A 19,786-nucleotide genomic window follows, 5' to 3' on the forward strand; every position below is an offset into this window, starting at 1 on the left:
GTTTACTCCTTAGGTACAGGACCAGACATACTCGAATGTCGAGAGTCGCCCAGTACCGAAATTAACAACATGGTTGCGCCGACAACTGTGCCATACACACCGAGGTCAAATGCTGCTGCAGATGCAAAGTGGAATTTCCCAAAAATACCTGATTCAACATAGACATGCGCACTGGTCAGGAATGGTCGATTCCAAAGCCATGCTGCGATTCCTGTCAATCCTGCAATCATTAGGCCTAGCCCAATCCACACTTCATATAAACGCCCTGATTTGGCTTTGAGCATGTTTTCAGCTTGATCTTGCCCAAGTGCAATATATTGAATAATCAAAGCCATTGAGGTGATGAGGCCTGCAATAAAGCCACCACCTGGGTAATTATGACCACGTAAGAAAATATACAGACTCACCACCAATGCGATAGGCAGTACCCACGAAGCTGTCATACGGAACATGAGTGGAGATGGGTTAAAACGGTAGCTTAAACCTTGGGTAATGGTTGTACCATGTGTACGCATACCATCCATTAAACACAGTGCGCCAATGGCAGCAATACCGAGTACTGTGATTTCGCCGAAGGTATCAAAGCCACGGAAATCGACAAGGATGACGTTGACAATATTTGAACCACCACCAAGCGGTAAAGACTGCTGTACAAAGAACCATGAGATAGAGTTGTGATCTCGGGTCATGATTAACCATGCAATCCAACCGACCCCTAAGCCACCACCAATGGCGATGATGGCATCTCTCCAGCGGCGTGTTTGGCTAGATTCATAGGGTGTCAGTTGTGGTAATAACGATAAACTCATCAAAAGTAAAACCGTTGTCACCACATCGACTGTGATTTGAGTCAATGCTAAATCAGGTGCAGATAAAGTCACAAAAATCATAGTGACCACTAAACCCACTGCACCACTGATCAGTACAGCTTTAATGCGTTCGTGGTGAAACCAGAGCATCATCCAGCATGCTGAAAACAGCAATAACCACAGCACAATGGCTATGAATGGGGCATGTGTTAATTCACGAGTACCTGTGGTTAAATTTTGATTCAGCAGTGGTGTAGCAACCAGTGCAATACTGAATACAACGATCCATAAAAGATAATTTTGTAATGAACCTGTTTCAGTTTTGAGTTTAACTTTACGAGAGAATAACAATAAGTTTTTCAGGAAATTTTCAAAAACCAGTTTACCTTGAAGCTTTCCAATCATTGGATCAAGGTCGATATGGCGAATACGACTGCCTTTTGCCAAAACAAAATAAAAAGCGATACCACCTAATGATGCAATTAAACTCATCAACAGAGGAAGATTAAAACCATGCCAAATGGCTAAATGGATACCTTCAAAAGTAGGCAGTTGTGTACTGGCACGCGTTCCTGAATTGACAATATTTTCAACCAATAAGGCAGGTAGAATACCGACTAAAATACACAACGTTGCCAATAAAATAGCAGGCGCACGCATGCCTAAAGGTGGCTCATGTGCATTTTTATTTGGAACATCTTTTCCGATATCACCATCAAAAAACACGCCATGTACGAGACGCACTGAATAAGCAACGGCAAATAAACCAGCCAGTGTTGCGACAATAGCCGCCAATACGACAAAACCACCAGACAAATTCGCCAATAGCTCAGTAAAGAACATTTCTTTAGATAAGAAGCCATTGGTGAGTGGTACACCTGCCATACTTGCTGCGGTAATCATGGTGAGTGTTGCAGTAAACGGAAGCAGTTGCCACAGACCACTCAATTTTCTTAAATCACGTGTCCCAGACTCATGGTCAATAATTCCAGCAAGCATGAACAGTGCTGCTTTAAATGTTGCATGGTTAATAATGTGGAAAATAGCAGCAGCGACAGCAAGCGGTGACCCCATTCCCAATAAACATACAATTAGACCTAAATGACTAATGGTTGAATATGCCAATAAGCCTTTTAAGTCTTCTTTGAATATGGCAAAGAATGCAGCCATGCATAGGGTAAAGAGGCCAATTGTTGTTACTAGGTTGTGATACAGCGCTGAACCGACAAATATCGGCAATAAGCGAGCCAATAAGAAAATCCCAGCTTTGACCATGGTTGCTGAGTGTAAGTAGGCAGATACAGGGGTCGGGGCTGCCATGGCATTGGGTAGCCAAAAGTGAAACGGAAATTGCGCACTTTTGGTGAACGCACCCAGTAAAATTAATAATAAAGCAGGAACAAAGAGTGGACTATTTTGAATGGTTGTCGCCATCGTGGTGAGTTGGTCAATTTGGTATGTTCCTGTGATTTGTCCCAATAAGACGAAACCCCCAAGCATAGCCAAACCACCCATTCCCGTGATAGTCAGTGCCATGCGAGAACCACGTTGAGCGGCATCATAATTGCTCCAATACCCCACCAATAAGAACGATGAAATACTGGTCAGTTCCCAAAAGACTAAGAGAATAATTAAATTATTAGACAGCGAAATTCCCAACATTGCGGTCATAAACATCATGAGCAAGGCATAAAGTTTGCTGAGAGAGTTTTTAGGATTTAAATAATAATAGGCATAAATATAGATCAATGTACCTATGCCACTGATCAACAATGCAAAAATAAGGCTGAGCGCATCTAAGCGAAAGCTGAAATCGATACCAATTTGAGGTAACCATTGCCAATGTTCTAAAACAGTTTGACCACTGAATACTGATTTAGCTTGAGTCAGTAATAGAATAAAACTGCTTAGACTAACCCCTATCGCTCCTAAAGCTGTTACCCCGCGAGAGAATTGCTTCAGCCACAGGACAAGGGTTGTGCCAAGTATTAATGGTAACAATACAATAATCGGAAGCACACGCGTATCCATTGTCGTGAATAGGTCAGAAACCTATGTAAATCTTATCTTTCAAGGACTTGAGGAGCGCAAAGAGCAATCCAAGAACTTAAATCTTGAAAGCCGAATTAAATTAATAAGCAAAAACAAGTTGTGTTGCGCAACTTGATAAAACGATTAGAAGATCAATTTAGATTGATAAAATCGAATTTAAATCAATTTTTTCATCTTATTACATGATCGGAATAACATCAAATTATTTTGTCAATTTTTGCGCAAACAAGCCAAATTATACGCCTCATCGCACTTTTATAGTGTTTGAAAATGATTTCTATACGATGAAATGTTCGATTGAACATTTATATTTTTATTCAGAAAAACTGGATATCTCAGCTGGATAATCATCTATTGAGAAATATTGTGTCGTTTTTAAATGCAGTGCTGTATGGACTGAAACGTGTAAGAACTATGTTTAAAGTAATGATTTATGCGGAGATAAGTCATCACCTTGTTGAATTAATCGTTTTAATTCAACTTGTTGTTCTTCGGTTAGAGCCTGAAACTGTAAATAGAGTTGTTGAGCATTCAATGCATCCGCGTTGGGCTCAAGTAATTCTTGTTGTGACTGTTGCGATGCTTCTTTGAGTAAATTTTCATAAATATGTTGATATTCTTGCCACGCAGAATCAGCTTGAATTTCATGTAATTGCTTATTTTTCAAATGGAAGCATTGATATTCATCTGCTTGTTCAAGTAATTCCTCATGGCTGCCTGTAGCAATGATTTGTATCAGTGGAAAGGCTTGATGCAAACGATCTAAAATGACCTGAATAGAATATTGGTCTAAATCCACATCAATTTGATCAATCAGCAGCACACCATCACCTTCTAAACATGGATATAGGCTGAGTGGATTCAGTAAACATAGGCGACGGACCAAATCACCGACTAAACCAATCCAATTTTTCACAGTATTCGAAAGTTGTTGATAAGAGATGATTTGATTTTTATAGCTAACCATCAATTGGAGTTTAGGTTGATATTCTAAAAAAATATCCGTAATTTCTGGAATCACTGTTTTCAGTGCAGTTTTTAAAGCTTGTAAGCTTGGCGCATGTAACTGCGAACGGGCTTGAAATAATGTATTTTGAAAGTCTTGAGTCGATTTATTCGATGTCTCTTTATGTCTAAGAATATTTTGAAAAAGTTGCGCCGTTTGTGCATTTTCAATATCACTGATTTCTCTAAACCATTCAAAAAAACGTGCAAACGTAGTGTATGGAATACTCACCAATTCATAAGCATTGTACTGCTGTAGAACAAGAGGATTGTTTTTACTGAGAATGTTCACTTCATTGACAAAGCGTTCGGCAGGGTAGTAAGCAAGTAATGGAAGACCTTGGACAGGGTCTTTTTTAATGACTTGATTATACAAAGTCACGGTTTGCTCTAATTGTTCTAGTTCAACTTTGCTGATCCCGACACCATTGGCATTCAATGTTTTAAATAGTTGCCAACGACAACTTTGTGTATCTGTTTCAGTCGCTCCATCACTTTCGGGTAATGTGCCAAATTCAGTTGGAATACTTATGTTTACATCAATTTTTGCTTGAACTCGATCCATCATAATATCTTGATCAAGCATGACCACACCCGGTGTGCGCAGGTCTTTATAACGTGCAGGAAACCATGTTAAAGCTTGATAAATATTTTTAATAATTGCTGTTTTACCCGAAGCTTGGTCGCCGACAATGATCGTGACGGGTTTATTTGAATGGTTAAAATTTATTTTTAAATCGGCAAAATGATAAATATGTCGAAAATGAATGCTTTGTAGTTTCATGGGACACCTGTAAAGAAAAAACTACAGTGTTATGCAGTCGCTTTATTTTTGAATGGCACTTTTTGTTTAAGTTGTTGTACTAAATCATAAATATGATGAATATTTAAACTGACTTTTGCTCGCGTACAAGCAACATATAGAAGTCTTAATTCTTCATCACTGATTTTATGCTCAAGACCATTGATCTTAAATTGGTAATCATCTTCGATATGCACACGATTCCATTCTAAACCTTTGGCTTTGTGCGCAGTAGAGATAACATAATCAGCTTGCTCTATTGGGGTAATTTTAGCAAGTGCTTTTTTGAGCGGTTCAGTACCGTGATCATCGACTAACTTGACTAAGGGCTTGATATCACTACCATCATTGGTTTCACAATATTCATGTACATCATGCCAAGAATTAAACCAAGCCAATTCAGGCACATCTGTGACACGCTTCCCTTGTTTGAGTAGACTTGCTGCATCGACAAAACGATTTAATTTGACGTGATCAGCTTGTAAACTGACTTTATCACCCTGTACTAAACCTGAAAGTAAGAGTTCCATCGCTCGTGCATTGGTACGACACAAAATTGCATCACGCATTTTGGTATGTGGTTTATTCACGACACTAGATTTCATGTCTGGATTGCCCAATAACGGCACAGTTTCATCTAAAGCGCCAAGTAAGTGATTGGCAACATCTGCGATTGCATCACCAAAACGGAAAGATGTGGTTAAACGTGACTCAGGTAAGGGCATTTTTTGCATGGCATTGACTGCACCACGCCATGCGTAAATTTGTTGATGTGCATCACCGACATAGATCACTTGAGTGCTACGTTGACGAAGCAAAATACCGAGCATCAAAGGATCTGCATCCTGCGCTTCATCAAATAAAACATAATCCGCAGGAATATACGGGTCTGATAATGCCCATAATTTTAGGTAAATATCATGTCCAATACCTGCTTGATGGTTTGGATCAATCGATTCTAGCCAACGCTTTTCGACCGCAGGATAAAGATGTTTTTGTAAAGATTCTACATCGTCAGGATGTAACCAACTTGGCGCTTGTATATGGCGCGGTGCAGGATATTGCGAGCTGGTTGAACAATAATAACTGACAGCATTGGCTACTAAACTGGCTAAACGACTTGGCATCAAGATATATTTTTCATAGCGACCACCCATCAGTCTTCGCAGTGTGATGGGTTCGAGACGATATTCTTTAGCAATAAAACTTGGACTTAAACGAGGTAAGCGTAATTTGTCAGTCACGCCACGTGGCACGCTTCTAAACGCCAATGAGTGAAAGGTTCGACAGTCGACATTGTTGTGAAATTTATTCTGTGCTTCGCTGGCGATGGCTTTATTAAAAGCCAAATACATCCCACGTCGATTCGGCATTGCATCGCTAATCAACTGTAAAGTCGTGGTTTTACCTGTGCCAGCATAGGCAATCACTTTAAAGGATTGTCCCTTTTTTGCTTCTGCAATTGCAAAACTTTGTTCTGTCGTTGGGGTAAAGGAATAAGGCACAGGTTTATGAAATCTTATAAGTTAAAATTTAATACAGCTTGGAGTATAGCAAAATTTGCTTAATGCAAGGGGTAAATCTAGCGTGATACGGTTTGAAACATCTATATGAGAATCATCTAAGGCTTATCCCTATAATTTTTATCACAATATGAATTTTTTAAGTTTTTGTCTTTAAATTGACTTAAAAGTGAAATCGAACTGTCATGCTGTATTTCTAAAATCAGGCGAGGAAAAATTCTAAAATTAAATTGGAAATATTTGATGACAAACTCAGCCAACCAACACACTCGCCGTGAAATTCTAAAATGGTTAGCCAGCGTACCTTTTCTTCCACTTGGGGCTATGGCAACTTCGGCAACGCTTGCGGGATGTAATGATGACAATAATAACGAAACGGCAGTTAAACCACCTGTAAATGCAGCTAAATTAAAATCAGCGACATTTACCCCAATGGATGCGCCAACATTGGCAAATGCTGCAGCGATGGCAACCACTACTGTTGCTTCAGGTTTGGCTGTAACTTGGGATGATAATACCAAGACTGAATATAAACTTGCTTATAAAACCTTTTTCCAAACAGGTGATATGGTCAGTGATGGAAAGGGTGGTCAAATTTTAGCAGGAGGTTATTATGATATTCATAATAAAGCGATTATGGATAAATCTGTTGCAGGCAAAGAGCGCCAGTTTTTTTCAGATTGCCCAGATGGTACCTCATTATTAACTGTGAAAGATGCCAAAGTTGATGGTGTTAAAGGCAACCCAGTCTTTGCCGTTGTGCAATTTGAATATACAACTCGTGATTTAGCAGGCAATGATATGTATGGCAGATTGCCATCGCCAATTGCAGTGATTTCGCTAGATCAAGACCCAAAAACAGGACATCTAACTTTAGTGAAATATCACAATGTCGATATGTCTAAAGCACATGGTTTATGGATTACCTGTGGTGCAAGTTTATCGCCATGGGGAACACATCTTTCAAGTGAAGAATATGAGCCTGATGCTTTTGGTCAGGGCTTAGGGACTGACATGGCGACCATGAAAGCCTACAGCAAAAATGTCTATGGTGATGAAACGTCTGCAAAACCATATAACTATGGGCATTTACCTGAAATCACAGTGAACAAAGATGGTACAGGTTCTGCGAAAAAGCATTATTGCTTAGGTCGTATTTCACATGAATTGATTCAAGTCATGCCTGATAACCGCACAGCTTTAATGGGGGATGACTATACCAATGGTGGACTGTTCATGTTTGTTGCGGATAAAGAAAAAGATTTATCTGCTGGAACACTGTATGTAGCCAAGTATTTAAATGAATTGAATGAGACCTCAACGGCACAAATTCAATGGATTAAATTAGGTCATGCGACCAGTCAAGAAATTGAAGATTTGGTGAATGTTAAAAATATTCAACCGACTGATATTATGGAAAGTTTGGACAAAGACCCAGCAGATGCAAGTTTCACTAAAATTATTCTGCAAAAGAAAACGATGTGGGTCAAAGTCAAAGCAGGTATGGAAAAAGCAGCCGCTTTCTTGGAAACCCATCGTTATGCTGCTTTGATGGGTGGCAGTATGGCATTTACCAAGATGGAAGGCACAACGGTCAATGCCAAAGATAAAGTGGCTTATTCTGCTTTAGCCAATATTCAAGATTCGATGGTTAAAGGTCATGCGGCTTGGACAGAAACGAACAATGTGACATTTGCCAAGAAAATTTCCGCAGGTGGTATTGTTGCACATGATCTTGCTGGTTCTAAAAGTGATAAATCAGGTAGTCCAATTATCAGCGATTGGGTACCTTATCAATCCCATATGCTGTTGATTGGTCAAGATATCGATGCTGCAACAGATCCATTAGGCATTGGTAATACGGCGAATCCGAATACGATTGCCAGTGCGGATAATTTAAAATTCTCTGAAACTTTCCGTACCTTATTCATTGGTGAAGACAGTGGTAACCACGTGAATAACTATTTATGGGCTTATAATGTTGATACCAAAAAGTTAGATCGAATTCTTTCTTGCCCAGCAGGTGCAGAATCTACAGGTTTACATGCGGTCGATTCAATCAATGGTTGGACCTATATTATGAGTAATTTCCAGCATCCGGGGGATTGGGGTTCTTTGCACAGTAAAGTTCAAGCAACTTTAGATCCATTGATCCGTGCCAATTATAAAGATCGTTATGCAGCGGCTGTGGGGTATTTAACTGCTGATCCGATTGCGCCTTCTGTAGAGAAGAAGCCTGTTTAATTTGTTTTAAGAGATATAAATCTTTGCTCTCAGCTTGACCACATATGATTCAAGCTGAGAGGAATATTCAATTATTTAAGGATATCTTTCTGATATTTAAGGATATTCATCTAAGCCTGAGCCATATATGGCGCAAGGGAAAGAGGGGTAACTACGCAGAATATAAAATTATTTTATATTCTTAATATGTTCCTTTTTCAAAGCTGAGGAGTATGTTTTGCAAGAGGAAGATTTCTAAGTGTTTAGTGACTACGATTGGCTTTTTCAACTAAGCCTGAAAGACCTTGGCGACGTGCCAATTCATTCAATACCAACTGAATGTCTAAGTCGAAATAACCAAGCATGACAATGGTATGGAACCACAAATCAGCAACTTCATAAATTAAATCATTTTTGTTGTCTGCATGGGCTTCTATATTGAAATCTTTCGCAGCGATAATGGTTTCAACACTTTCTTCACCAATTTTTTCTAAGATTTTATTCAAACCTTTTTGATAAAGCTTTGCCACATAAGAAGAATCGGCATCTGCTGATTTTCTTTCAGCCATCATCTTACCCAAATAATCGAGTACTTCAATTTGTTCCGCTTGCGCATTTGAAGCATTCATGGCAATCGTATGTGGGTTTGTTGATGATTTTTCTGCATAAATAGCAGAAGGATCTTTTAATTGTGCATCGACAATTTCCCAACCATTTGGCGTAAGTTTGCGATAGAAGCAAGATTCACGACCTGTATGGCATGCGATTCCGCCCTGTTGTTCAATTTGTAATACGATAACGTCTGCATCACAGTCCAAACGAATTTCGTAAACCGTTTGAAAATGTCCCGACTCTTCGCCTTTAAACCATAGCTTATTGCGTGAACGAGAAAAATAAACACCACGGTTTTTTTCAGCGGTGAGTTGTAGTGCTTCACGGTTCATCCATGCCACCATCAAAATACGTCCAGTTTGATGATGTTGTGCAATAGCTGGAATAAGTCCTTGTTCGTTAAATTTTACTTCATCGAGCCATTGCAAATTGTTCATAAGATTTCACCAAGCGAATAAATTTTGAGAGCGCTACGTTGTCAACGTAGAGGTCTATAGTTTACGTGATTTAAACAAGATTGAGGAGAAACTTTCTACAGTTATCTCACAGTGGTTTAATTGATGTATTGTAGAAATTCATCTTTAAACCACCAATCCAAAGCTGATTACAATGATTTTGTTGCCGTAATCTACACAGGATTATTGCTTTGTTTTGCAATATCTTGATAGTTCATTTGGCTTAACATGCCTGATTTTAAACCAGAAACGGTGATCGCCATTTCTTTACGGAAATAGGGGATTCGATACATCCAAGCAAAGCTTAAATCACGTAAACTGCCCGCCCACCAAAGATCAGACTGGTAAAGCGGTGTGAGTAAGCGACTTAAAAATTGATAAAATGCAGTCGAACTTTTACGGTGTTGATGGTAAGTTTGCCAGAGTTGAACATAATCAATCCTTTCATTTTTTCTTGCGCTTTGAACAGCTTGCCCCAAAGCCCATGCATCCAAAAGGGCCATATTTGCACCTTGCCCAAGTTGTGGGCTCATCGCATGTGCTGCATCACCAATCACACCAATACGACCCTCACCAAACTTAGACATGACGACATCACGATAATTTGCAGTTAACCATTGTGGTTTTTGTTCAGGTTTGGCGATGACTTGTTCTAACCAATCCGCAGCAGGTTTCCAACGCTTAGACACTTCGTTTAGCCAGTCTGAGTGAGCTTGTGAATTGTGTAGAAAGTTATTCAGTTGATGGCTTGGAAGACTCCAAAACACACTCGATAGTCTTTGCTTGGGTTCATGCGGGACTGTACCTGTTGGTAAGATTCCCATCATAATTTTAGAACGGTCATGAAACTGATGTAAAATTTCTGTATCTAATTCAAGGCATTCAGGAACAATCGTCCATTTAGCTCCCCAAGGATAAGCTTGATCAACCTTGACCCATTTTTTTGGCCTTAACAGGCTGCGTGCGCCATTGGCAATGATCACAGCATCAAAAGCTTGATCAAATGATTCATCATCTTGTGTACCCAAAACTCGAACTTGATTTGATGTTTCTTCTAATTTTTGAATGTCGGTATTCATATACCACGTAATGAGTTCAGGATATTCACGGCATTTATTTTCTAAAACATGGCATAAAGTCGCTCGATGAATACCTACACCATAAAAATCAGGATGCGCTTGTTGATAATGGCTATTGACCAGTAAATCGCCATTCGGCAATTGACCTTTTAGCCCAGTGACTTTTGCACCAAGTCTTAAAACTTCATCTAAAAGGCCTAAATGCTCAAAAACAGCCAAACCAGAGGGCTGTAGTAAAAGTCCTGCTCCGACAGGTTCAAGGTCTGTAGCTTTCTCTAAAATACTGACTTGAATATTCTGTCGAGCCAGTAAAATTGCAGTTGCTAATCCTGCTGTTCCTGCACCAATGATAGCGAAGTGAGGTGGGCTTTTAGAATTCATAGATTGAATGATTTAACCATTTTCTAAAATAAATTCATAACGAATGTCATCAGGGCTCTTTAGCTGCTCGATGTTGATTTGAATGAAATCGTCTAAAGTGTTGGCTATCACATTTCTTTCCCAAGATTCATTTTGTAATTCAATAATTTGACCATATTGTCCCTGTTCGCTAGGATCAAGATCAATCATTAGATAGTCACCATTTCTACCTTCCGCAAATGGAATCCAATTTGAATTGGTATAGTCATTTATTTTTATTCGAGCATCATAGTTTGGATAATTCGAGTGATCGAGATTTTCTCCAGTATTGAGTGCGACATTATTTTGCCAATGTTCATAAATGTCTTCAAAAGGCAATAAGTCATAATTCCAACCATTCACAAAAAAAGTGAATACTGCTGTAACAGCATTCCAATGAATGTTATGAACTTTATAAAAATTAATCAAAATTTCAGGCATATGCATCTCATTTTGCATGTGGATATCCTGAATGTCTTTACTTTGTATACCATGCTTTAAATTATAATATTCATTGTATTGAGGAACGGTACGATGAATTGCATTGAGCCAATCTGACCATAGTATATGAAAATGGGCATATTCTGGAGCTAATGGTAATGATTCAGGAATCTCAGGTTCAACATAAGCAGAGAAACTAATCCCATCGATTTGTTTTTTCTTTAGATCGCCGTGAAAGAATGCACAAATATGATGTGATACTAATGCGCTGTGTGAATCACCTTCAAAAGCAGGTTTTCTCAGTTCAGGATGCTCAAAAAATAAAGAAATAGCATCCTGTTGATGATAAATAATTTGCCCAGAAAATGGCTGTTTAGGTGAAGCATTAAAATCTTTATGTAGAAAAGATATTTCAATGCTTTGTATTAGATCATTTTGTTGCGCATATGCAGAGATGCCTAATTCATCCCAAACATAGATTGTATTTACTTCGTAGTTTAAGACGCGATGTTTAGAACCTAATATAGAAACTAATTTTTGTGTAGGAACAGGAAATTGAAGCACTTCTTGATTTAATAAAAATGCATTTTCACTTAAATTTATTGTTAGCATATAAAATAATGTAATCTCGATTCTTATTGATTTTCAGATTAATCAAGATTACATCAATAAGCAAATTTTGTTTATAAATCATGCATGATTTCAGCAAAATTCTGCTTTTCAACCAACTCTAAAAACTCATCACCCATACGCTGACTTTCTGCAACAGATTGCTTCCACAATTGAATCCGTTGCTTTGCATCTAAGCCTTTTAATACAAAATCTTTACGGTCAGGTAAACGCCCCAAAGGTAAGGAGTTTAAATAGCTGTGTGATGGGGAAATGAGTAAGGTTCGTGCTTGATTCTCAGGATTGGCTTTGCGTGATTTAAACATTTTATCGAACCATCCTGGGGTAATGCTATCTGAAAAATGTGGATATAAGACAATACCTTTACTTTGAAAAGGGAGATCGATGTGGTAATCAATTAAGCCACCATCACGGTAAGCGCCTTGAGGTGCATTTGCAATATTTTTTACTGCTGGAGTTACCCCCGGAATTGAACCTGAGGCCATGAGCCAATCTGCAACATTGTCCTGATTAAAGTTGACATAATGAGTTTTAAAAGCATCCTCCTGAATTTTAAATTGTGGAAAATCAGCAGGCTGGCAAATGACACGTTGCATAAATTTATTTAAATGATCACGTGAAATTGCATTACTACCGATAATGCCCAGTAAAGACCCATACAATGCAAGCCTTTGATCACTCTGAAATAAATGTTGAGCTTTTGCTGCAATGATTGTCAAATGATAGTCGGGATGATCCACCAGTTTATACGTTTGATCGGTGATGATTTCAGCCAGCATTTCTCTTGAAATCTTTTCAATTTCATCAATTTTCATGCCTTTTTGAAAAGGAAGGTTGATATACAATTCAGCCAATTTTTCAGGCCCAATTTTTTCACCTTGCGCTACAATTCCTGCAAAGCGCCATGCACCAACAGATGAGCCAATTAAGAAGCGACGTTGTTTAGCATGAGGGAGAAATTCACCAAATATTGCTTGATCGATTCCTGTCAATCCGATGCCTTTTGGACCACCCGCCGCACCCGGAATCATATCTACCTGCTGCGCATGAAAACCCTCTTTTTCAATCAGCTGTTTGGCGAGTGAGCCTGCTCGTATGCTGATTGAAGAAGGGCGTTTTTGTAGAATTTGGGTCATGGCTGTACTCACTCAAATTGATGGATTTATTTTAAGTTGAGTAGAAAACTGGACAATGGCGAGAGGTTTCAGTGGGTGACTTTGGAGTCATTGTTATATAAAAATAGCGACATTGCTGTCGCTATTGTGATTATTTATTCGAACTTGCTTTGAAATAAAGTTTGAAGTGTTCTATTACTTGGCAATCCGCCAAAGCGCTAAAATACTGGTCAAAATAATCAGTACAATCGCCACATACCACGGTGCAATAATCGCAATTGATAATAAAATTGCCATGATACTGCCGAAAATCCAGCTTCGTTTTTGCTGATGTTCAACTTCCAAACGCATCATTTGTAATTCATGCAATTGTTTAGCATGCCAAGCAGACTGATTTTTCAAACCATTTAAACTGTCTACGATCAGCGTTGGGAAATCCTGCGCACCTAAAAGTAAATCAGGAATTTTCTGTCCTAATTCTTTTAGGTTTTTTTGTGGATTCATCTGTGCTTTGATCCATTCGGTCAGGATGGGCTTTGCCAAACTCCAAATGTCTAGCTCTGGGTAAAGGTCTGTACCAAGACCTTCAACATGCACAAGGGTTTTAAGTAGCAACATCAACTGTGGTGGAATTTCTAAATGGAAGCGTCGCGCAATATCCATAACTTGCAGTAGAATCCCTGCAAAATCCAATTCATGCATCGGTTTAGAGACCATCGGGCCTACAGTGCGACGCATTTCACGCGCTAAAGCATCTTGATCGGTTCCTGGTGGAATCCATCCTGCTTGATGCACAATTTGAATCAGTTGCATAAAATCACTGTTCATCACTGCAAGTAACATGCGAGCAACAGTCATTTGGTCTTGCTTAGACAACTCCCCCATGATTGCACAGTCTAGTGCAATATAACGCGGCTGAGTTGGATTCAATGTTTCAACAAAAACATTTCCAGGGTGCATATCTGCATGGAAGAAATTGTCACGAAACACCTGCGTAAAGAAGATCGTTAAACCTTTTTCAGCAAGATCTTTACGATCCATGCCAAGTCTTTCAAAGGTTTCAATATCTGAAATAGGAACGCCAGTAATACGCTCAGCGACCATCACCTCTTTGCTGTCCATATAGACTTCAGGCACGTACATCATGCTCGAACCTGTGAAGTAATGGCGCATACGGCGAGTATTATCGGCTTCTAGTGTCAGATCTAATTCATTTAAAATCACTTGACGATAGTTCTGAATAATCTCAGATAAATGCACAGCACGGGCAGCTTCTAAGCGCTTTTCAAGGTTTGCACCGAGCCAAGTCAAAATTTCAAAGTCTTGCAAAATTTGGCTACGAATATCAGGACGAGTGACTTTAACCACCACTTCACGGCCATCGTGTAAGGCTGCTGTATGAACTTGAGCGATGGATGCAGCTGCCAAAGGTTGGTCATCAAAGCGTGCAAATAATGTGCTGATATTTGCTTTTAATGATTCTTCAACGCGTGCTTTAGCCACTTTTGAATCAAAGGGTTTTACACGGTCTTGCAACAGTACCAACTGTTGTAAAATTTCAGGTGGAATCAAATCACGGCGAGTTGAGAGTAATTGTCCCAGTTTGATTGCCAAAGGTCCCATTTCCTCCAAAGCCAATTTCAGCTTCAGTGGATTTTTACGTTCTTTACTTGACCAAGCCGCAGGGTGCAGGCGAATCAATGCTAAAGCATGTTTTGCTTTTTCTGGGAGTTCATCCGCAGGAACCAGTGTGTCGAGTCTATAGTGCGCGGCGATGCGCCAAAGTTCGAATAAACGGGTAATGTGCGGAATCATAAAATCAATCACCGAGTTGAGTAGGAGTGAAAGCCGCTTGAAGCTGCTGAATTTTTGCTGCTAAACGGTCAATATTTTGGTTAAGTTGGCGAGTATCGTGTTGCAGATCATCCATTTGCCAACGAGGAGCAAATAAACCGCTATCTTCTTTTAAAAAGTCTTCAGCAAAAAACAAATGGCTTTGCAAAGAACGTTTCAGATGCTTAGGCGCGAGCTGAATTTTAGCAACTTCATGGGCAAGTGCAGGGCCAATCCAAGGACTTAATTGAGACGCTAAATCTGGCTCAGCCTGTTGGATAATACGTTGAATATCCTGTAAAAGATGATAATCACCTTGTAAAGGAATATTGCCCACATCGTCAGATAATAATAGTTTTAATAATTCAACGACATTCTTTACATGTAGGGTTGCCGTTGCTTCGGATATAGCCGTTTTTTGATCAAAAGGACGCTGTTCAAAGATTGAAGGAACGTCACTATGACCTGTCACTGTTGGTTCTAAGCGAACTTTATTTTCATCAAAATAAACATCAACTGAAAGCTGTGGTGTATCAATCACCACACGCAACATTTGAGACTGTAATGTATTCAATTGGATACGAGTAATCGCATCCAAGTTTATGAATTGATTGATTAATCGTTCAACTGCACCGAGTGCCAGAATCGACCACATAGTTTACCTGATCCGTTGACTGTGAATGATTACAGTTTAAAGCCACGATGAACTGCGACAATACCACCTGTAAGGTTGTGGTAATCACAATTCTGGAAGCCTGCATTTTCCATCATACTTTTGAGTGTACGTTGATCAGGATGCATGCGGATCGATTCTGCTAAATATTTATAACTTTCAGCATCATTTGCAATGATTTTGCCCATGATCGGAAGTGCTGTAAATGAATACAAATCATAGAGTTTAGAGAAAGGTTCAAACACAGGTTTAGAGAATTCTAATACCAATAAACGACCACCTGGCTTAAGCACACGATACATTGCTGCAAGTGCTGCATCTTTATCGGTCACATTACGTAAACCAAAACTGATGGTTAAAAGATCAAAACTATTATCTTCGAATGGTTCTAAAGTTTCAGCATTTGCCAAAACGAAATCAACATTGGTACAGCCTGCATCGATTAAACGATCACGACCAACATTGAGCATCGATTCATTAATATCAGACAATACAACATGACCTGTTGGGCCAACTTCACGGCTGAAAACTTTCGCTAAGTCACCTGTACCACCTGCAATATCAAGTACACGCTGACCACGACGCACGCCAGACATATTGATTGCAAAGCGTTTCCATAGACGGTGAATACCGAAAGACATTAAGTCATTCATAATGTCGTATTTGCTTGCCACAGAATGGAAAACTTCAGCAACTTTTTGTGCTTTATCTTCACTGCTTACGGTTTGATAACCAAAGTGAGTTGTTGCACCAACGTTTCCTGTATTTGCACCACGTGGCAAATTGTATTTAGGCACAGTGCCAGAAACTGGGGTATCTACCGACTGTTGTTGTAATGATTGTTGCTGACCTTGTGGGGTGCCTTGCGGTAATGGTTCACTTAAAAAAGGACTGACTTTGTCTGTATTTGTTGCCGACTCTGTTTGTGGGGTTGGCTTTTGGTTTTCATTCGACATTTAAGTCACTCCTGAACACAAAAATTAGAAATTTCGTCTTGCGTTGCATAATGACAGATTCTGTAAATTTTTGCAGTGTTCATCATGCAATTGTTATGAATAATATACAGAAAATGATTGTGAATAAAGTGAGACAGCTATCCAAGCTTCATTCTAATTACCTGAAATAATTTAAAAATTATAATATTGTTGGTTCATTTGCTACTGTATACGAAATTCATTCTCCAGCCTTATATTTGATTAAAGGCAAGACTTTTATGGCGTTTAAGAGAGGTTTCACTAGTAAAAGCCATGTTTTATACATGCAACATCGTGAAGATATGCCTAATAGAAACGATATGAAATAGATGAACAATAAGATTTTAAATGAGTCAAAGCACCCATGGTTTTGACTCATCGTTTTTTTGATTCATTGCTTTGTAGATGACTTTTCAAATCAGCCTAATCAAGCTTATATCTTATAAAAATGTGAATTAACGAAATGGATCCGCTTGCCCTGAATGGACTTTTTCCACAATATCACGTTCTTTTACCGTAAACGCATGAATGAATTTTTCTGCTGATTTCATTGGTTTCATTGCAACAAAGCCTTCGCCAATAAAGTCATACATCAGCTCAAAATGATATTTAGTAGCCGTGCCTTTACACATTTTAAATGCGGCATGCATGATGAATGAACGCATGTATTTATCTAATGCTGCGCCCAAATCATCTAATAACTGTAGTTGTTGATAACGTGCCTGTTTTTGATCGAGTTTAATCAAGGTTAAACGCATCATTTCATCGTCGATCGCTTGATCGGCTGGATAGTCTTTGAGAAGTTGAGCGGCAACCTCTTCATCGAGTTGCATTGCCAATACAGCCAAACCAACCGATTTTAATCCTGTTTTAATTGCATTTTCAGGAATCATTTTTTCAGCTTTGTGAGCATATTTGAGCAGACGCTCAATTTGAATCGCTAAATCATCAAATTCTGGCCCACCATATAAACGATTGATAAAATATTTCGCCATCAACTGATATTCAGGCTGATTAAACATTTCATGATGGGTGTGTTGAATGCGTATCTTCAACCAATCTTGCGCTTCATGTAAGCGTTTTTTTAAAATCGGATCGGTATGGTAGCTGAGTTGTTGGTATTGTTCTAAAAGCTGGTCAAGTGCTGCAAGTTTAGACATGTAAAACTCTAAATATCATTTTTTAAAAGCATAAAGGCAGTTTAACGCTATCTCTATGACAATTGAATCAAAAGAAAGCATGAATAATGCCAGTCAGTATTTTTAATCCGATCATTTTTTAATTTTCTATACATAAAATATATAAATTTCAATGTGTGAAGTCGTTATACTCAAATGAAATAACTCATTTGAATGTGAAACTTATGTTAGAACAACAATTACAAATATCTGTACGTGATGAAGAAGAATTATCAGTAGATTTAATTGAAGCACAGTACGCTTTGAAAAATTCACGAGATCAAAATAACGCAAAAAGCTTGGTTATTCTGGTGAGTGGCATTGAAATGGCGGGAAAAGGTGAAGCAGTAAAGCAACTGCGTGAATGGGTTGATCCTCGTTATTTACGTGTTAAAGCTGATCCTGCACATTTATTTGAAAGTAAGCAAACTTTTTGGCAACCGTACTCTCGTTTTATTCCTGCCGAAGGTCAAATTCAGGTGTTTTTTGGCAATTGGTACAGTGATTTATTGGCCACAGCTTTGCATGTATCTAGTCCTTTGGATGAAACGTTATTTGATGCCTATGTCGAAAATATGCGTTCTTATGAGCAAGATTTAAAAAATAATAATGTTGATGTGATCAAGGTTTGGTTTGATTTACCTTGGAAAAATTTACAAAAACGCATGGATGATATGGATGCTTCGCAACAACGATGGCATAAATTATTTGGTTTAGATTGGCGTAATAAAAAGCAATATGACAATGTCCAAAAACTTCGTCAGCGATTTACAGATGACTGGTATGTAATTGATTGTGAGGATGAAACTGTTCGTGATCAACAATTTGCACAATATATTTTACATGCCTTAAAACAATTGCCGAAACACAGAACAACCGTCCGTACCAAATGGCGACAAGCACCTATTCCAGAGCAGCTGTTAAATCCATCCACTGAGCAAATGAGTAAAGAAGATTACCAAACTGAATTAAAAAAACTGACCAAGAAAGTATCCGATGCATTACGTAATGATTCACGCAACGTGATCATCACTTTTGAAGGGATGGATGCAGCAGGTAAAGGCGGTGCAATTAAGCGAATTGTGAAAAAGCTTGATCCTCGTGAATATGAAATTCATACCATTGCAGCACCTGAAAAATATGAGTTACGTCGTCCTTATTTATGGCGGTTTTGGACTAAGCTAACAGATAAGGGGGAAATTACGATTTTTGATCGCACTTGGTATGGGCGTGTTTTAGTTGAGCGAATTGAAGGGTTTGCGAAGCCGATTGAATGGCAACGTGCTTATGATGAAATTAATCGCTATGAAAAGGATTTAACCGATAATCAAACTGTGATTATCAAATTCTGGTTGGCGATTACGAAAGATGAGCAAGAGGCTCGTTTTAAAGCTCGTGAAGAAACACCACACAAACGTTTTAAAATTACCCCTGATGATTGGCGTAATCGTGGACATTGGGATGATTATTTGAATGCTGCTGCGGATATGTTCGCGCGTACCAATACAGTCTATGCACCGTGGAATATCATTGCAACCAATGATAAATATTCGGCTCGGATTCAGGTTTTAAAAGCGATTTTAAAACAGTTAAAAACGGATTGATGATTTAAGAGCAAAGTAATTAATTTTTATCGGTATTTGATATGGAAAGCAAAATAAAACTTTGTCCACGTTGTGAACAAGGCTATATTCAAAAAAAGTTATAAAATTCAATAATCAAATTATTTATATTTGCGATGAATGTGATGCTATTTGGTTTGATGATGATTTAGTCATTAGCTTACATAAGTTTATTGATTTTGGCACTTATATGGAAGGGCTTTCTAGGCAAGGTGTGTGGTCAGAATTAGATAGGGCATAAAAAAGTGGATTTATCATCTTAATACCAGTTAGTTAAGCATTTTAAATCCTCCCCAACCCTCCTTTTCCAAAGGAGGGAGTACCAATTTTAAATGAGTAATCATTAAATTACTCTTAAATA

At 38.6% G+C, this 19,786-nt stretch carries 13 protein-coding genes; 2 read left to right on the forward strand and 11 right to left on the reverse strand.

Annotated features, from left to right (window positions below):
- Nucleotides 1-2 precede the first annotated feature (2 nt).
- The 3 genes from ACY45D_RS01780 to ACY45D_RS01790 all read right to left on the reverse strand — a co-directional run bounded on the left by ACY45D_RS01780 (nt 3) and on the right by ACY45D_RS01790 (nt 6,173).
- Nucleotides 3-2,840 (reverse strand): monovalent cation/H+ antiporter subunit A, encoded by a 2,838-nt coding sequence (locus tag ACY45D_RS01780; RefSeq protein ID WP_463108199.1) that lies wholly within the window; start codon nt 2,838-2,840, stop codon nt 3-5.
- 439 nt (nt 2,841-3,279) lie between these two features.
- Nucleotides 3,280-4,650: an AAA family ATPase gene (locus ACY45D_RS01785; RefSeq protein ID WP_463108200.1), complete on the reverse strand. Its 1,371-nt coding sequence runs from the start codon at nt 4,648-4,650 to the stop codon at nt 3,280-3,282.
- Between the two features lie 29 nt (nt 4,651-4,679).
- Complete coding sequence (locus ACY45D_RS01790) at nt 4,680-6,173, reverse strand: UvrD-helicase domain-containing protein (RefSeq protein WP_089605314.1); 1,494 nt, start codon at nt 6,171-6,173, stop codon at nt 4,680-4,682.
- Between the two features lie 261 nt (nt 6,174-6,434).
- On the opposite strand from ACY45D_RS01790, the gene ACY45D_RS01795 reads away from it, so the two are divergent.
- Nucleotides 6,435-8,435, forward strand: coding sequence for a PhoX family protein (locus tag ACY45D_RS01795; protein ID WP_463108201.1), 2,001 nt, complete (start codon nt 6,435-6,437; stop codon nt 8,433-8,435).
- Between the two features lie 242 nt (nt 8,436-8,677).
- Here the strand turns inward: ACY45D_RS01795 and hisIE are convergent, their stop codons facing one another.
- From hisIE to ACY45D_RS01835, 8 genes are all read right to left on the reverse strand, one after another.
- Complete coding sequence (hisIE, locus tag ACY45D_RS01800) at nt 8,678-9,463, reverse strand: bifunctional phosphoribosyl-AMP cyclohydrolase/phosphoribosyl-ATP diphosphatase HisIE (protein ID WP_463108202.1); 786 nt, start codon at nt 9,461-9,463, stop codon at nt 8,678-8,680.
- Nucleotides 9,464-9,654: 191 nt separating this feature from the next.
- The gene (locus tag ACY45D_RS01805; protein ID WP_463108203.1) at nt 9,655-10,941 is read right to left on the reverse strand and encodes an FAD-dependent oxidoreductase; all 1,287 of its coding nucleotides are present in this window, start codon (nt 10,939-10,941) and stop codon (nt 9,655-9,657) included.
- 12 nt (nt 10,942-10,953) lie between these two features.
- Complete coding sequence (locus ACY45D_RS01810; protein WP_463108204.1) at nt 10,954-12,012, reverse strand: SMI1/KNR4 family protein; 1,059 nt, start codon at nt 12,010-12,012, stop codon at nt 10,954-10,956.
- Between the two features lie 71 nt (nt 12,013-12,083).
- Nucleotides 12,084-13,166, reverse strand: a complete 1,083-nt coding sequence (locus ACY45D_RS01815; RefSeq protein ID WP_463108205.1) for a patatin-like phospholipase domain-containing protein — start codon at nt 13,164-13,166, stop codon at nt 12,084-12,086.
- A gap of 174 nt (nt 13,167-13,340) precedes the next feature.
- Complete coding sequence (locus ACY45D_RS01820; protein ID WP_463108206.1) at nt 13,341-14,960, reverse strand: ABC1 kinase family protein; 1,620 nt, start codon at nt 14,958-14,960, stop codon at nt 13,341-13,343.
- Nucleotides 14,961-14,964: 4 nt separating this feature from the next.
- Nucleotides 14,965-15,633 (reverse strand): ubiquinone biosynthesis accessory factor UbiJ, encoded by a 669-nt coding sequence (locus ACY45D_RS01825; RefSeq protein ID WP_463108207.1) that lies wholly within the window; start codon nt 15,631-15,633, stop codon nt 14,965-14,967.
- 29 nt (nt 15,634-15,662) lie between these two features.
- Nucleotides 15,663-16,607 (reverse strand): bifunctional demethylmenaquinone methyltransferase/2-methoxy-6-polyprenyl-1,4-benzoquinol methylase UbiE, encoded by a 945-nt coding sequence (ubiE, locus tag ACY45D_RS01830; RefSeq protein ID WP_463108208.1) that lies wholly within the window; start codon nt 16,605-16,607, stop codon nt 15,663-15,665.
- A gap of 473 nt (nt 16,608-17,080) precedes the next feature.
- A complete protein-coding gene (locus ACY45D_RS01835; RefSeq protein WP_463108209.1) occupies nt 17,081-17,785 on the reverse strand; it encodes an FFLEELY motif protein in 705 nt (234 codons plus the stop codon).
- Between the two features lie 203 nt (nt 17,786-17,988).
- On the opposite strand from ACY45D_RS01835, the gene pap reads away from it, so the two are divergent.
- Nucleotides 17,989-19,407 carry a polyphosphate:AMP phosphotransferase gene (gene pap / locus ACY45D_RS01840; protein WP_463108210.1) on the forward strand — a complete coding sequence of 473 codons (1,419 nt, stop codon included), beginning with the start codon at nt 17,989-17,991 and terminating at the stop codon, nt 19,405-19,407.
- Nucleotides 19,408-19,786 lie beyond the last annotated feature (379 nt).

Source organism: Acinetobacter sp. BZX-2, from assembly GCF_055179795.1.

Bases quoted from the DNA above. Each gene is read 5' to 3' on its own strand.
- ACY45D_RS01780 (WP_463108199.1), bottom strand. From the start codon at position 2,840: ATGGATACGCGTGTGCTTCCGATTATTGTATTGTTACCATTAATACTT.
- ACY45D_RS01785 (WP_463108200.1), bottom strand. From the start codon at position 4,650: ATGAAACTACAAAGCATTCATTTTCGACATATTTATCATTTTGCCGAT.
- ACY45D_RS01795 (WP_463108201.1), top strand. From the start codon at position 6,435: ATGACAAACTCAGCCAACCAACACACTCGCCGTGAAATTCTAAAATGG.
- hisIE (WP_463108202.1), bottom strand. From the start codon at position 9,463: ATGAACAATTTGCAATGGCTCGATGAAGTAAAATTTAACGAACAAGGA.
- ACY45D_RS01805 (WP_463108203.1), bottom strand. From the start codon at position 10,941: ATGAATTCTAAAAGCCCACCTCACTTCGCTATCATTGGTGCAGGAACA.
- ACY45D_RS01810 (WP_463108204.1), bottom strand. From the start codon at position 12,012: ATGCTAACAATAAATTTAAGTGAAAATGCATTTTTATTAAATCAAGAA.
- ACY45D_RS01815 (WP_463108205.1), bottom strand. From the start codon at position 13,166: ATGACCCAAATTCTACAAAAACGCCCTTCTTCAATCAGCATACGAGCA.
- ACY45D_RS01820 (WP_463108206.1), bottom strand. From the start codon at position 14,960: ATGATTCCGCACATTACCCGTTTATTCGAACTTTGGCGCATCGCCGCG.
- ACY45D_RS01825 (WP_463108207.1), bottom strand. From the start codon at position 15,633: ATGTGGTCGATTCTGGCACTCGGTGCAGTTGAACGATTAATCAATCAA.
- ubiE (WP_463108208.1), bottom strand. From the start codon at position 16,607: ATGTCGAATGAAAACCAAAAGCCAACCCCACAAACAGAGTCGGCAACA.
- ACY45D_RS01835 (WP_463108209.1), bottom strand. From the start codon at position 17,785: ATGTCTAAACTTGCAGCACTTGACCAGCTTTTAGAACAATACCAACAA.
- pap (WP_463108210.1), top strand. From the start codon at position 17,989: ATGTTAGAACAACAATTACAAATATCTGTACGTGATGAAGAAGAATTA.